Raw genomic sequence first — 13892 nt, forward strand, 5'->3', positions numbered from 1 at the left:
TCACTATCCCAGAGGAGAACAAATGAAACTCGGAAGACTCTTCCTGCTTACGACGACCTTCGCCTTGTTGGCCCATACCGCCGCTCGCGCCGATGCCGTGCTCTCCGTCGTCCCCTACTCCAGCGCCGTCACCGCGGGCCAGCAGTTCACCGTCGGCATCTACGTCACCGGCCCCACCGTCATTCACAACGGTCAAACCATCACCTCCAACGTGACCGATCTGTCCGCGTTCCAATTCGACCTCGCCTTCAACTGCCTGGTCGCAGGAGGAAACTCCAGCAGCTGCGCTCCGGGGGCAGGCATCCTGAATGCCGTCTCCGTCACCGAAGGCCCCTTCCTTCCCAACGGCGGAACCAACCCCACCTTCTTTGAATCCGGCACCATCGATAACACCGCGGGAACCATCTCGTCCATCGGCGACGTCGGACTCTCCGGCGTCACCGGCAGCGGCTATCTCGTCAACATCACCTTCCAGGCACTCCAGGCCGGAACCACGAGCATCGCCATCCTCGCCAACAGCGACCTCCAGTTCTACGACTCCAACTTCAACCCCATCGTCATCGACGACTCCGTCACGACGTCTCCCGGCCAGCAGACCTTTCCCACCAACCAATCCCTCTCCACCAACGTCACCGTCGCCCCGGTGCCGGAACCTCCGTCCTTACAGCTCCTGTTGATCGGAGGTTCCATGACCTTGGTCACGCTGTTAGGTTCGCGCCGGCTCTCAGCGCAACACTAACGCCCACCGGGTGCACCGGGTGCCCCATCTTCGCCGCGGCTTCATCGCGGCTAAGGTGGGCAATTTTTGCGGAAGCAAAAATCCAGACACTCTCGATTCGCCGCAACTGTCGTGCTCCATACGCGATATCCACAACCAAACCCTTGACACCCACTGCTATCCTTAAATTAGGAAAGAGGGAACGAAGCCCGGCCACAGCCGGGCTTCTGCATTTAAGCCGCTACAAGACCGAAGTACCCCGCTAAACTATCTGTTTCGAAGACTTTGCACACTTAAGTACGGGAGGGGGACAACCCATGAGAAGATAGCCGAAGCATGGATACACAAAGCTTCGCCATCACCATCATGGCCGCCGGTCAGGGCACCCGCCTCAAGAGCAAGCGCCCCAAAGTCCTCCACGAGATCGGAGGCCGCGCCCTCCTCCTCCACGTCATCGACGCCGCCCAAAAGGTCGTCCCGGCCGACAGAATCTACTGCATCATCGGCCACGAGGCCGACCGCGTCCGCGCCGCCGTCGAGTCCACCGGAGTCCAGTTCGTCCTCCAGCCCGAGCAGCGAGGAACCGGCCACGCCCTCCAGATGCTCAAGGCCTTCTTCGCCCTCTCCGGTGCGCCGATCCCCGAAAACCTGCTCGTCCTCTCCGGCGACGTCCCGCTCATCCGCCCCGAGACCATCGCCTCCATCTGCGAGACCCACCTCCACGAGCAGGCCGCGATGACCATCCTCACCGCCGTCCCCCCGAACCCCACTGGATACGGCCGCGTCCTCCGCCGCACCCCCGGCCAGCCGGAAGTCACCGCCATCGTCGAACAAAAATCGCTCACCCCCGACCAACACTCGACCCCCGAGATCAACTCCGGGATCTACTGCTTCCGCACCTCCGCCCTCTTCGAAAAACTCGACCTCCTCGACACCAACAACGCGCACGGCGAGTTCTATCTCACCGACGTCGCCGCAATGCTCGTCGCCGACCAGCAGCGAGTCGTCGCCGTCCAGGCCGAGAGCATCGACGAGGTCCTCGGAGCCAACACCATCGCCGAGATGATGCACCTCGACGCCGCCATGCGCCTCGCCACCGCGCGCCGCCTCATGGCCGCAGGCGTCACCATCTTCCGCCCCGACACCCAGGTCATCGACGCCGAGGTCGAGGTCGGCCCCGACACCGTCATCGAGCCCTTCGTCCAGCTCCTCGGCTCCACCAGGATCGGCTCCGACTGCCGCATCCGCTCCTTCACCGTCATCCAGGACACCAGGATCGGCGACAACGTCACCGTGCTCAACGCCTGCAACTTCGACCGCTCCGAGATCGCCGACGGAGCCATCCTCGGCCCCTACGCCCGCCTCCGCCCAGAGAGCCGCATCGGCGAGAACGCACACATCGGCAACTTCGTCGAGACCAAAAAGGTCACCATCGGCAAAGGCTCGAAGGCCAACCACCTCACCTACCTCGGCGACACCATCGTCGGCGAGAAGACCAACATCGGCGCCGGAACCATCACCTGCAACTACGACGGTGTGCTGAAGCACCAGACCACCATCGGCGACAACGTCTTCGTCGGCTCCGACTCCACGCTCGTCGCCCCCATCACTATCGAGTCGAACTCGTACATCGCCGCCGGAAGCTCCATCACCGACGACGTACCCTCCGGAGCCCTCGCCCTCGGCCGCGCACGTCAGGTCACCAAGCCCGGCTGGGTCACCGCGAAGAACGAGAGCCGCAAAGCCAGGCAGTAAAGCCGCCGCCTTCCCCTGCCGATAGAGCCTTGAGAAGACAAGCGCGAATCGCGCTGGGGAGTCTCGGGGCCAATGCAGCAGGAAAGAATCCTTGTCGTCGACGATGAAGCGCCGGTCCGCGGTATCGTAGCCGCTCTGCTTGAGCACACCGCCATCACCGCCATCACCGCCCGGCGCCGACGAGGCGATCGAGCGGCTCGCGCAGGACCCCGGCTACTCTCTCGTCCTCTCCGACATCATGATGCCCGGCACCAACGGCCTCGCTCTGCTCGATCGCATCTCAGCCGACCACCCCGGGCTCCCGGTCATCATGTTCACCGCCGTACACGACATCCACGTCGCCACCAGCGCCTTCCGCCGCGGAGCCTTCGACTATCTGCTGAAGCCCTTCGAGCGCCTGCAGCTCGAGAGCGTCGTCTCCCGCGCCGTCGAGCACTCACGCCACATGCGCCAAAAACAACGCCTACCGCCAGCATCTCGAAGAGATCATCTCCGCGCGCACCAGCCGCCTTCGCGACACCATGCATAACCTCGAGCGCAGCTACGACATCACCATCGAGGCCATGGGCGACGCTCTCGACCTGCGCGACCAGGAGACCGAAGGCCACTCGCGCCGTGTCACCGCCTACACCATCGAGCTCGCACGCGAGCTCGGCGTCGCATCAGACGAGCTGCGTATCATCGCGCGCGGAGCCTTCCTCCACGACATCGGCAAGATCGCAACCCCCAACGCCATCCTGCTCAAGCCCGGACGCCTTGATTCAGCCGAGATGGCCATCATGCGCGAGCACTGCCAGCGCGGCTACGAGATGGTCCGCAAGATTCCCTTCCTCCGCGACGCCGCCGAGATCGTCTACTCGCACCAGGAACGGTTCGACGGAACCGGCTATCCGCGCGGCCTTAAGGGCAACGACATCCCGCTCGGCGCGCGCATCTTTGCCATCGCCGACACCCTCGACGCCATGACCTCCGACCGCCCCTACCGCAAGGGCACCAGCTTCGCCAAGGCGCGCAATGAGATTCTGCGCTGCTCCGGGACCCAGTTCGACCCAGCTATCGTCGATGCCTTCCTCAATATCCCAGACGAGCACTGGATTCAGGTCCGCACCCGCATCGAGCAACCCGACTTCGACGCCGCCCCTGCCTTCGCAACGCTCTGACCTTTGCAACTTCGCTCCGTTCGCGTGCAGCGTTCCCGCGTCACTTCGCCTCCGCCGCCAGCGCCTTTGCCAGTCCCTCCTGCGTATCGGCAGCATGCGCCGCATCTGCCAGAAACGTCAGCTTCTCCACCCTGGTTCGCAGCGCATCGTATCGATCCGCCAGCAGAGCCTGCGTTCGACGCGCACGAAGGAATCCACTCATAAACTCTGACGCGATCTCCCCCGTGCTGAATTCGCTCACGCCGCCATCGAGCACCATCGGAGCGAAGAACGGGTGATGAATCACCATACGGTGCGCCTCCTCAAATACGATTGCCCCCACCAGGTTCATCCGTGCGGGCGTAAACGTTCGCGGATCTCCCAAGCCCACGATCAGCAGCCGCTGAGCTGGAATCGTCCCCGCCCTGGGAATCACCAGCAGCGTCTCCCCTGCCTCGCCGCTGAACAACGACGGCTTACGCACCGCATCCAGCAGACCCTGCAGCCTCTCATTCATCTCAACCAGCGAACCATGCAGTGGATCGGAAGGCTCGGAACGGAACAGGCAGATGACCTGAAGCTCCGTCATCGTCTCCGCCGGTCCCTGCACCAGCACATCCACAGGAAAGGTCGCACTCTGCACAGTACGCACCTGCCCCGCCACCGGCAGACTCGCGGCACTCGTCTGCGCGCTCGTCCTGTGCGTTGCAACGCTGCAGCACAGAAGAGCGCTGACAACAAGCCTTCTCACCTCAACGATGAGTCTTCCAGAGTCGCGCCACGTCAGAGCCACGCCGCTACCTCAAGGTGGAACCATTGCAGACCAAGATACTGGAAACGGCTCGCTCGACTTAAAAGTCCTTCACCGCATCTCACAAGTAGCCCGGCGCCTCCGATTTCGTTCCTTGAAGAATCGAGGCAGTCGCCTGAAGCGTATCCTTGCCACCCGTTTGCGCAATCCCACTCCCCGCTCTAGCATGTCAGCTACGGAGGCTCACCATGTCTGTTCTTAGCCAAGCCGACATCGATACCCTTCTCAACGAGAACCCCGAGTGGAAACTCGAGTCCGGAAAGCTCGTCCGTGACTGGACCTTCAAGGACTTTGTGCAGGCGATGGCCTTCGTCAATCGAGTCGCCGAACTGGCCGAGGCCGCCGGACACCATCCGGATATCGACATTCGCTACAACCAGGTCCGTCTGGGCCTTATCTCCCACGACTCCGGCGGTATCACCCTGCGGGACTCCAAGATGGCTGTCCGGCTCGGCCGGGAACTTCACTAACCCTCGAAAACCTCAGCAAATTTCGTTGTCAAGCCCCAAAATCGCGAAAACCAGCGTCACCATTGGCGATTTCGGTTGCCGATTAATTTCCCTCCGGTTGCTATACCTTAAAAATAATGATAGAGAAAGGGCTCCCGGCCATCGCGCCGGGAGCCCTTTCTCCTTCAGAATCAATATTCTGAGGGTTAACTCTTTCAGATTCAATATTTTGCGATCATAATTTCGGATAAGTATTTGATTCTAATGACGTTATTTTGACAAAGGGGGAAGGGGTAGTCTTCTGCCTGAACCCTTCTTCCAAAATCTGCATATTCGCCATATCAGATTCAACAAAAGATGGAACTAAATTGGATTCTTCTCCGTATATCACTGATAGGTACTCGGTTACTTGGATTTGCCAGCGAGAGAAAATGTAACTGAAACAGGATTCAGATAGTTCTTTTTCTATGGCAGAACGTATTTTTGAAAATTACTCTTCCATTTTGTGGTATATTTCTCTTACGGGCAGAACGGAAGCATCGCCCGGCAGGTTTTCAGCTTAGAGTGAAGCTCCTCAGCTGACACAAGTTGCGTCACTGGCCTCCCGGCACGGACAAAGAAACGTTCGTGCCGCCTTTTTTTTGCCTTTTCGTGCCGCTTTTTTTTGCCGGGGAGAGGAGCTGAAAAGTGGCTCAGGAACAAAGAAAAAGCTCCCTCGGCGGCTAAGGCCCACTCGCTTTATTTAGGATGACAGAATGAAGCGAATCCTTGGATGCCTCGCGCTCGGACTCATCACCATCGCAGCATCGGCTCAGTGGAGCAATCCCGCAGCCGACATTCCGGCCTATAACGCAAAGCCTCCCGCCAAACCGCTTCCTCCGGTCCTCAGCGGCAGCCAACTCACCGGCCTATATTTTTCGCATCCCTATCAGGTAACTGCGTACAAGATGGCTGCGAAGATTCCCGCGGTCCTGCATCAGCAGCCCTGTTACTGCCACTGCGACCGCGCGCTTGGACACAACAGCCTTCACAGCTGCTTTGAAGGAACGCACGGAGCGGCCTGCTCCACCTGCATGAAAGAGACTGTCTACGCGTACCAGGAGACGAAGAAAGGCCGGACTCCCTCGCAGATTCGCGCCGGCATTGAGCGCGGCGAATGGCAGGACGTTGATCTCGAGAATGCCTCGCTGTAACGCCAGTTCCCTGCCCACCACACAGCCTTATCTCTCGCGACCTCGTGTCTCTGTAGAGCGTATCCTCAACGTATGACTTGGGTCTTCTGGGCGCTGCTCTCCGCCGTCTTCGCTGCAGCAACCGCACTGCTCGCCAAGGTCGGCGTCGCAGGCATCGACTCGAACCTCGCAACCGCCATCCGCACCACTGTGATCGTTGTCTTCACCTGGGCAATCGCGCTTGGGCTTGAGAAGCATAACGGCCTCGCTGAGATCGGCCGACGCAGTTGGCTGTTCCTCGTCCTCTCCGGCATCTGCACCGGTCTGTCGTGGCTGTGCTACTTTCGCGCGCTGCAACTCGGTCCGGCTTCGAGCGTTGCTCCAGTCGACAAGCTGAGCGTCGTCTTCGTCATTCTCGGCGCGTGGCTATTCCTCGGCGAAAACCTGACGCCAACGAAGATCGGCGGAGCGTCGCTGATTGCGATCGGTGCGGTCATCATCGCCTTCGCCTGATGAAGGCGGAATCGCCGGACTGTATCGAATCGCCGGACTGTATCGAATCGCCGGACTGTATCGAATCGCCGGACTGTATAATGAATACAGTTCTTTGCACGGCCCAATGCAAGGTTGGTGCCAGCTCCAGATGGGGGCGTCACGGCTTCGACGGGATTGCTTGCGGCAGAGAGGCATGCCGGGGTGTGGACACCCGTAATCGCTCACAAAACTATAAGTGCCGAACCTCAATTCGCGCTTGCTGCTTAATTAACTAAGTAGCCGATCGCTCGGGCTTCGCCTATGGGCCCGTACCGATCGTCGCACAGTAGGCTGGCCAAACCTGCTCCGCCTGCGCGGGGATGGCGAGATCGATCAGGCTGGTCGTCGTCGCATCTTTGTCCGTTCTAAGCGCCGACGATGAGACAAAACGAACTGGAAAAAGCATGAAGGCTCTCTGTTGAAGGTTTTTTCGGACGCGGGTTCGACTCCCGCCGCCTCCACCATAACTAAACACGAATAAAATGAACAACATAACATCTGACTCCTAGATTTTGTACAACATTTGTACAATGGAGTCATTCGAGCGCACCAGAAATCGCCTCGAATGGAGGTGTTTATGCTGTCTGTTTACACTCGACATTCGTCCGATTGCCCACGTGTGGGAGACGGCAACTGGAAGCGATGTCGCTGTCCGAAATGGATCTGGGGCACTCTTCCAAACGGCGGCTTCGTACGCCGCTCAGCGAAAACTCGTACGTGGGAGCAGGCCGAAGAACTACGGCGCGAACTGGAAGCGGAAGCTCTGCCCTCACTTGATGTTCTTCCTGCCCCACCGCAGTCACCAACAGTCGAGCCTCAGCCGCTCACAGCATCTACCCTCGCGCTTCCACAGAAGCCCCGCGTTACGATCGAGTTCGCTGTCCAGAGATACCTGGCAGACGCAAAGAGTCGCGACCTCGAAGCCTCGACCATCTCGAAGCTCACCACGATCTTCCGAAAGCAGTTTCTTGCATGGTCACAAGGCGAGGGCTTCACCTACCTCGACGAGCTTGACCTGGATGCCATGAAGAACTTCCGCTCGACATGGGAAGACGGTGCGCTCGCAAAATCCAAGAAGCAGGATCGCGTCGTGGGCTTCTTTTGGTCGTGTGTTCGTCGCGGCTACATCGTGCAGAACCCATGTCTCGAACTCGGCAAGATCAAGGTCAATCAGGTTCCAACGGACTACTTCCCGCAGGATGAATTCGCCAGGATCATCGATGTCACGTATGTGTATGGTGACCCGCGTGGCGGATTCATCCCTCTCGAAGATCTGCGCCTTCGTCTCCGTGTCATGACTTGGCTGATGCGATGGAGCGGGCTCCGCATACGTGACGCAGTCACTTTGGAGAAAAGCCGTCTACACGGTGACAGCCTGTTCCTGTATCAGGCGAAGACGGGGACGCCTGTATACGTGCCGCTTCCTCCCAACGTAGTGACAGCGCTCAAAGGGCTGCCGGATGGACCTCGTCCCAATCCGAGGTATTACTTCTGGAGTGGCAATGGCGATCCCAAGAGCGCCGTTGCAAACTGGCAACGGGCGTACAGGCGACTCTTCGAGATTGCTGCCATTCAAAAGCCGGATGGATCACTTAAACGCTGCCATCCGCATATGTTTCGGGACACGTTTGCCGTGGAAAACCTGCTTGCCGGAGTTCCCATTGATCAGGTTTCCCTGCTCCTGGGCCACGCATCGGTAAAGATCACCGAGAAGAGCTATGCCCCGTTTGTGAAGGCAAGGCAACTACAACTCCAAGAGAGCGTCCGAAATGCTTGGAAATCGGCGGGAGTTGCACAACTTTAGCCTCATCGCGGAATGAACTTCAGCCTGTAAATCTTCTACGGCATGGAAGATTTACAAGATCGACATTCAAAGCGAGCGTCTTTTCCTTGGTTGTCACAAAGGCATCGAATATTTTTTCGGTATCTTCGAGTCCCGTGCCATTATCGATGATTTGGACAATGACCATGCTCTGGGCACGTGCGGCTTCTCCTGTGTCCTCGGCATGCCAGAGAAGAAGAGTGCCGGTGTCACGATAGAAGACGGGTATAGGCAGCTCAGCTAACCATCGCGGCCACAATCTAACACTGTTAATTCCCATTGAGGAGATTTGTGCGTCTGCGTCGATGGCCTCTGTCGCCGGAGCGATCATTCCCGCCGCCGCCCACGCTGCTGAGTTCATCCCTTGACTGTCGGCCAAGTCGTGGAGGACAACACGTGCACCAGAGCGGGACGCGCGCCAAGCCAAGCAGCGCCCAATCAGGCCACCGCCCACAATTACGACGTCCGGTCGACTCACCGGTAGACCTCGCCACCGAGTTCGACAAACTCCCGCGACTTTTCCGCCATTCCGGCTTCTGCGTCTCCTTGATATTTCGCGCGGATCTCCTCGGTAATCTTCATCGAGCAGAACTTCGGTCCGCACATTGAGCAGAAATGCGCTGTTTTGGCGGCGTCGTGGGGCAAAGTTTCATCGTGAAACTCACGAGCACGGTCGGGATCAAGGCTCAGGTTGAACTGATCCTCCCAACGAAACTCGAAACGTGCCTTGGAGAGAGCATTATCCCTAATTTGTGCTCCAGGCAATCCCTTGGCCAGGTCCGCTGCATGCGCGGCAACTTTGTAGCTGATGATGCCTGTACGAACATCCTCTCTATTTGGAAGACCGAGGTGTTCCTCCGGAGTGACGTAGCAAAGCATCGCAGTCCCATCCCATCCGATGTTTGCTGCACCAATAGCGCTCGTGATGTGATCGTAGCCGGGGGCAATGTCAGTCACCAGCGGACCCAACGTATAGAAGGGCGCTTCGAAACATTGCTCCAGTTCCTTTTCCATGTTTTCGCGAATGAGCTGCAAAGGTACGTGACCTGGACCTTCGATCATCACTTGGATGTCGTGTTTCCACGCCTGCTGCGTCAGTTCACCAAGCGTTCTCAATTCTGCAAACTGTGCCTCGTCGTTGGCGTCGTAAATAGAGCCGGGACGAAGCCCATCTCCCAGACTGAAGGACACGTCGTAGGCCTTCATGATTTCGCAAATCTCATCGAAATTCGTATACAGAAAATTCTCCCGATGGTGTGCGAGGCACCACTTCGCCATGATGGAGCCGCCGCGCGACACGATTCCCGTCAGGCGCTTCGCCGTAAGCGGAATCCATGGCAGCCGAACACCAGCGTGCAGTGTGAAATAGTCCACACCCTGCTCGGCCTGTTCAATGAGGGTGTCGCGCATCAATTCCCAGGTGAGTTCTTCGGCACGCCCGTCTACTTTCTCAAGCGCCTGATAAATTGGCACGGTCCCCACCGGCACGGGACAGTTGCGAATAATCCATTCGCGAAGCTCGTGAATATCCTTGCCGGTAGAAAGATCCATAATTGTATCCGCGCCCCAGTAAGTAGCCCAGATCATTTTGTCCACTTCTTCTGCCGGCGAAGAGGTGACTGCGGAGTTGCCAATGTTGCCGTTGATCTTCACTTTGAAGTTGCGTCCGATGATCATCGGCTCTACTTCAGGGTGGTTTATATTCGCTGGAATAATCGCGCGCCCCGCAGCAACTTCGGCCCGAACAAACTCCGGCGTGACTCGTCCTGAAAGCAGTGCGCTGAAAGATTGTCCCCGGTGTTGCCGGAGCAGCAAGGAGTAGGCAGGGTCATCAAGCAGGCGCTCCAGCAGCATTGATTCCCGCAACGCAATAAATTCCATCTCCTTCGTGACGATGCCCTTACGGGCATAGTGCATCTGGCTCACGTTTCGTCCGTTGCGTGAGCGTCGAGAGATAGGGGGAGAGGGAAAACGTGAGTGGTAGGTCAGCAGATCTCGTTCGCGCTGACGTGCATACTGGGACGTAGGGCACGAAAGAGTCTCGGTATCATTGCGTTGTGTGATCCAATCGGTGCGAAGATCAGGTAAACCATGAGACAAATTTATCTGGACGTCGGCATCCGTGTACGGACCAGAAGTGTCATAAACCGGCAGGGGAGGATTCTCTTCCGTTCGATCTCCGTGATGGGTTGCTGATAAAGCGATTTCTCGGTAAGGGACACGCAAATCCCCCCGATCGCCTTCTAGGTAGCGCTTGTGCGATGCCGGATAAGAGGAAGGTGTACGAATTGTAGAAAACGTTGGTGATTGCTTCAGCATTTGATCCTCTCTGTGCAGTAGGTACCGCTTCCGATTCGAACGATCCTCCCTCCCCGTATAAAACTCGTAGAAAAGAATTACGTTCGCGCCGTGTTCATTCTTGGCTACCCCCAGCGGGCTAGATGACTACCAGCTTCTCCGCCGGGATCTTCATGGCCATCTCCTTATCAATGTTCAGGTGGGCCTTAAGCATTTCGCTGGGGACGCGCCTGAGCCACTGATTCAGAGACACGTCGGTGAATTCCTCCGACGGCATGGTTTCCAGTAGGACTAGATCGGCGTCACCCGTATTTTCCATGTAATGTGGGGCATTAGACGGAACATATCCCACGTCGTTGGCGTTGAAGTCCATGGTGCGGGCGTTGTCGACAGGGGAGAACACCGTCATGCGGCCCTTGCCAGCGATGTAGAACTGCCACTCAGATGCGGTTGGGTGCCAATGAAGTTCGCGCATACCGCCGGGCCTAATAGTTACCAGGGCTGCGGCAATGTGCTTCGAGGTTGGGAAGTTGCGGGAGTCGACGATACGAACTTCACCTCCCTTGCCTGACTTCGTGGGCTCCATCGATTTTAGGTGGAATGTATATTGATACTTGGACGCAACATTTTCTCCCCCAATCTCTGCCTTATCCTGCTCCAGAGACTTGGGCAGACTGCCAGGAAAAATATAGAGCGGCGCCTTGGGTGTTTTTGAGAAGACACTCTGATCCAGGCCTGTATTCTTTGCCAATACCTCTGGAGGTGTGTGTGCCACCCACTCAGAGAGAAGCATCGTACGATCTTCCGAGAAGTTGCCCTGATTGAAGACAAGAAGAAACTCCGTTCCGTCGGGTCCGAGTCCTTGGATGGAATGAGGGTAGGCGGCGGGGAAGATCCAAAGATCACCTTCACTCACGTCACCAATAAACATGGTGCCATCGGGGTTCATCACAGTAACACGGGCATTGCCATAGAGTACGTAAGCCCATTCATCAGCAGTGTGCCAGTGCATTTCGCGATAGCTGCCGGCAGTGAGCCGCATGTTGACGCCGGCAATGTCCTTAGAAGATGGAAGAACTGTTTGAGTCACCTCGTGAGTCCATCCACCCTCTTCGACGCGCTTCTTGACAAGATTAAAGGAATACCAAATCGGTACGAGTTCGCCATGATCCGTCGGCGGGGGAGTATTGGAGTTAGGGTTTTCTGCCTGGAGAGGCTTGTTCTCCTGTCCCGGATCGCTCGAGGAATGGTCGTGTTCGGCCTTTTGAGTGCTCGTCTTCTCTTGAGCATTCGCGGTCAGTCCAGCAAATGCCGCTGTTGCCAGAGCCGCCGAACTAAACCCGAGGAAATTTCTCCGCGATGGATGCTCGATCATGGATCTTTCTTTCGTGTGATTGTTCATCTTCGTAAATCTTTCATACGGGAGCGGTTCTCCTTTAGGGAAGTTCCGTGCTAACTTGCGGAACGATGAAATAGAATTCGTCGCCGTTGTCAGCGCTATCCAGCGGGCGGGTTCGCGGAAATGGCGATCGCTCCTCACCAGGTGAAACTCGAGCGAAGAAGAAAGACGTCCGCGTGGTGTTCGTTGTTCGCAACCCCAGCGGCCATAGGGTTCCAAATGTGCTGATAACTTGGAATCAGCCTGATCGCCGGAGTGATCGCGAAATCGTAGGAGACCTCGAGCCCATTCTCGTTTTTGACAGCGGCTGCGGCTCCGTTGAGCTGTTTGAAATCATTTTTCAAAGGCTGACTGATTCCATTGTGATAGATTCCCAATCCAAAACTGTCATTGGGCCGGTGGTCAGAGAGGCCATAGGCATACAACGCTACGCTCGCATCACGCGTGATAGGGTTGGTGTCCTCTGGGGCATATCCGATGCGTCCGAACAGACCAATTCCTCTGAGCGACTGGCCGCTTCCGAGCTTCTCACCGATCGCCGCAGGGCGGTCTTTGACAAAGAGATATTGCGAAAAGTTTCCGATCGTAACCCAACTCTTGCTTTTATAGTTGATGGGCAAAGCCTGAGTTGAAGGAGTTCCCAACAGAACTCCGACAGCCTGCGGAACTTCCGACGGCGACAATTGTCCAAATGGTGACGTCAAATCGATCTTCGGCTTGTTCGTCCAGTTGGCCTGCCCCCAGGATTTGCCCGGCAAGTTGCCGATCTTGTATGAAAAGATTGTGATGCCATAGATGTTTACCCGATTGAATGCGTTCGTGGCGAAATTATTTGCCTGGCTATTGGGATCGAACACGCCGGCAGCAGTGGTTAGCCATTTTGACGGTGTCCACACCCCAATCCCTGCCAACGATGTGGTGTTGTAAAAATTGAGGGCCATCGGATTCTTGTTGAAGTTCAGGTTCGCGAAGTCGTACTTGTAACTGTTGCCGAAAAAGGTTTGGTCGGCGTGGGTGAGCACGTTGACCTTTCCCAAGATGACGGAGAGTTTCGGCGTCAAAGACTGAAATAAGAAATACTCCGTGGGAAGGACATCATGGACGAAGAAGGGACCCGGGAAGGCCAGCCCGGCGTACTGAGGCACGGCGGAGCCCACGGTAAAAGTATCTTGCGGTGAAGAGCTTCCATTCCTGGCTTCCAAGGTGATGTGGAACACGCCGCCCGGCCAGAGCCCGGCGCGCCCGGTATCGACATTCATCGAAAGCTGGGTGTTTTGTATGAAGGCGCTGCCGGTTTTGAGCCCACCTGACGTTACGTTTTGATATGCACTCGTTGAGTAAAGATCAAAGAAAAATCCATGACGAGCTAGATCTGTTCGCAGCCCTCCCCAATCGCCACTCAATTGAGTGCGATAGCGGAAATCTCTCGAGTCGGTTCCCGGCAGCCCGAACACCGGTCCGTTGTTGAAGTATGGCAGGAGGTAGGGTGCCAAATTAGCAACAGAAGCTTTTTTTGTTGGAACTGGGCCCCAAGAGTCAGCTGCATTCGCGCGGGAAGACGTTGTCTTTTCTTCGATCGGATCATTGTCATAAGCTGCGCCGCCGACTCCATTCTGAGCCGCATGCACATCTGGCGTCGTTGGCGCGCCGACATCTGCCCCTGACTGTCCGTCCATGTTGATGGCTTGGCCAAACACGGTGTTTTGGACGCACGGCGCCAGAAGTACGAGTGTGAAAAATACAGTCCTTCCGGCGCCGTTTCTAAGCATCCTTTTGAACATCGTTTGTTCCTTTA

General features: G+C 57.1%; 13 protein-coding genes and 1 other RNA gene. 9 read left to right on the forward strand and 5 right to left on the reverse strand.

Annotated elements, in window-relative coordinates; all coding sequences use genetic code 11:
* Positions 1-22 precede the first annotated feature (22 nt).
* The 4 genes from Q363_RS05605 to Q363_RS43750 all read left to right on the forward strand — a co-directional run bounded on the left by Q363_RS05605 (position 23) and on the right by Q363_RS43750 (position 3633).
* Positions 23-739: a cohesin domain-containing protein gene (locus Q363_RS05605; protein WP_035348513.1), complete on the forward strand. Its 717-nt coding sequence runs from the start codon at positions 23-25 to the stop codon at positions 737-739.
* Positions 740-1054: 315 nt separating this feature from the next.
* Entirely contained in the window at positions 1055-2473 is a 1419-nt protein-coding gene (gene glmU, locus Q363_RS05610) for a bifunctional UDP-N-acetylglucosamine diphosphorylase/glucosamine-1-phosphate N-acetyltransferase GlmU (protein WP_035348514.1), read from the forward strand.
* Positions 2474-2612: 139 nt separating this feature from the next.
* Entirely contained in the window at positions 2613-3002 is a 390-nt protein-coding gene (locus tag Q363_RS43745; RefSeq protein WP_245632054.1) for a response regulator, read from the forward strand.
* Complete coding sequence (locus Q363_RS43750; protein WP_245632055.1) at positions 2995-3633, forward strand: HD-GYP domain-containing protein; 639 nt, start codon at positions 2995-2997, stop codon at positions 3631-3633. The genes Q363_RS43745 and Q363_RS43750 overlap by 8 nt, the downstream gene beginning before the upstream one ends.
* Before the next feature lie 40 nt (positions 3634-3673).
* On the opposite strand, the gene Q363_RS05620 is transcribed toward Q363_RS43750, so the two are convergent.
* Positions 3674-4405, reverse strand: a complete 732-nt coding sequence (locus Q363_RS05620; RefSeq protein ID WP_035348516.1) for a M17 family peptidase N-terminal domain-containing protein — start codon at positions 4403-4405, stop codon at positions 3674-3676.
* Between the two features lie 206 nt (positions 4406-4611).
* Here Q363_RS05620 and Q363_RS05625 point away from each other — a divergent pair, with 206 nt between their 5' ends.
* The 5 genes from Q363_RS05625 (at position 4612) to Q363_RS05645 (ending at position 8382) form a co-directional block, all read left to right on the forward strand.
* Positions 4612-4893, forward strand: coding sequence for a 4a-hydroxytetrahydrobiopterin dehydratase (locus Q363_RS05625; protein ID WP_035348518.1), 282 nt, complete (start codon positions 4612-4614; stop codon positions 4891-4893).
* 734 nt (positions 4894-5627) lie between these two features.
* Positions 5628-6065 (forward strand): CYCXC family (seleno)protein, encoded by a 438-nt coding sequence (locus tag Q363_RS05630; protein WP_035348520.1) that lies wholly within the window; start codon positions 5628-5630, stop codon positions 6063-6065.
* A gap of 72 nt (positions 6066-6137) precedes the next feature.
* Positions 6138-6557 (forward strand): EamA family transporter, encoded by a 420-nt coding sequence (locus tag Q363_RS05635; protein ID WP_035348523.1) that lies wholly within the window; start codon positions 6138-6140, stop codon positions 6555-6557.
* Positions 6558-6689: 132 nt separating this feature from the next.
* Positions 6690-7042: a transfer-messenger RNA gene (gene ssrA, locus Q363_RS37415) on the forward strand.
* Positions 7043-7155: 113 nt separating this feature from the next.
* The gene (locus Q363_RS05645) at positions 7156-8382 is read left to right on the forward strand and encodes a tyrosine-type recombinase/integrase (RefSeq protein ID WP_169746935.1); all 1227 of its coding nucleotides are present in this window, start codon (positions 7156-7158) and stop codon (positions 8380-8382) included.
* Positions 8383-8401: 19 nt separating this feature from the next.
* Here the strand turns inward: Q363_RS05645 and Q363_RS05650 are convergent, their stop codons facing one another.
* From Q363_RS05650 to Q363_RS05665, 4 genes are all read right to left on the reverse strand, one after another.
* The gene (locus Q363_RS05650) at positions 8402-8878 is read right to left on the reverse strand and encodes an FAD-dependent oxidoreductase (protein WP_035348528.1); all 477 of its coding nucleotides are present in this window, start codon (positions 8876-8878) and stop codon (positions 8402-8404) included.
* Positions 8875-10719 carry a phosphomethylpyrimidine synthase ThiC gene (gene thiC, locus Q363_RS05655; RefSeq protein WP_035348529.1) on the reverse strand — a complete coding sequence of 615 codons (1845 nt, stop codon included), beginning with the start codon at positions 10717-10719 and terminating at the stop codon, positions 8875-8877. The genes Q363_RS05650 and thiC overlap by 4 nt, the downstream gene beginning before the upstream one ends.
* A 118-nt stretch (positions 10720-10837) precedes the next feature.
* On the reverse strand, positions 10838-12100 hold the full coding sequence (locus tag Q363_RS05660; RefSeq protein WP_035348530.1) for a cupin domain-containing protein: 1263 nt from the start codon (positions 12098-12100) through the stop codon (positions 10838-10840).
* A 134-nt stretch (positions 12101-12234) separates the two neighbouring features.
* Complete coding sequence (locus Q363_RS05665) at positions 12235-13878, reverse strand: carbohydrate porin (protein WP_035348531.1); 1644 nt, start codon at positions 13876-13878, stop codon at positions 12235-12237.
* Between the last annotated feature and the right edge of the window lie 14 nt (positions 13879-13892).

The organism is Edaphobacter aggregans DSM 19364 (assembly GCF_000745965.1).
In the GTDB taxonomy this organism is placed as follows: Bacteria; Acidobacteriota; Terriglobia; order Terriglobales; family Acidobacteriaceae; genus Edaphobacter; species Edaphobacter aggregans.

What these genes read in the sequence shown, in the direction of transcription:
- Q363_RS05605 (WP_035348513.1), top strand. Translation starts at nt 23, where the DNA reads ATGAAACTCGGAAGACTCTTCCTGCTTACGACGACCTTCGCCTTGTTG.
- glmU (WP_035348514.1), top strand. Translation starts at nt 1,055, where the DNA reads ATGGATACACAAAGCTTCGCCATCACCATCATGGCCGCCGGTCAGGGC.
- Q363_RS43750 (WP_245632055.1), top strand. Translation starts at nt 2,995, where the DNA reads ATGCATAACCTCGAGCGCAGCTACGACATCACCATCGAGGCCATGGGC.
- Q363_RS05625 (WP_035348518.1), top strand. Translation starts at nt 4,612, where the DNA reads ATGTCTGTTCTTAGCCAAGCCGACATCGATACCCTTCTCAACGAGAAC.
- Q363_RS05630 (WP_035348520.1), top strand. Translation starts at nt 5,628, where the DNA reads ATGAAGCGAATCCTTGGATGCCTCGCGCTCGGACTCATCACCATCGCA.
- Q363_RS05635 (WP_035348523.1), top strand. Translation starts at nt 6,138, where the DNA reads ATGACTTGGGTCTTCTGGGCGCTGCTCTCCGCCGTCTTCGCTGCAGCA.
- Q363_RS05645 (WP_169746935.1), top strand. Translation starts at nt 7,156, where the DNA reads ATGCTGTCTGTTTACACTCGACATTCGTCCGATTGCCCACGTGTGGGA.
- thiC (WP_035348529.1), bottom strand. Translation starts at nt 10,719, where the DNA reads ATGCTGAAGCAATCACCAACGTTTTCTACAATTCGTACACCTTCCTCT.
- Q363_RS05660 (WP_035348530.1), bottom strand. Translation starts at nt 12,100, where the DNA reads ATGAACAATCACACGAAAGAAAGATCCATGATCGAGCATCCATCGCGG.
- Q363_RS05665 (WP_035348531.1), bottom strand. Translation starts at nt 13,878, where the DNA reads ATGTTCAAAAGGATGCTTAGAAACGGCGCCGGAAGGACTGTATTTTTC.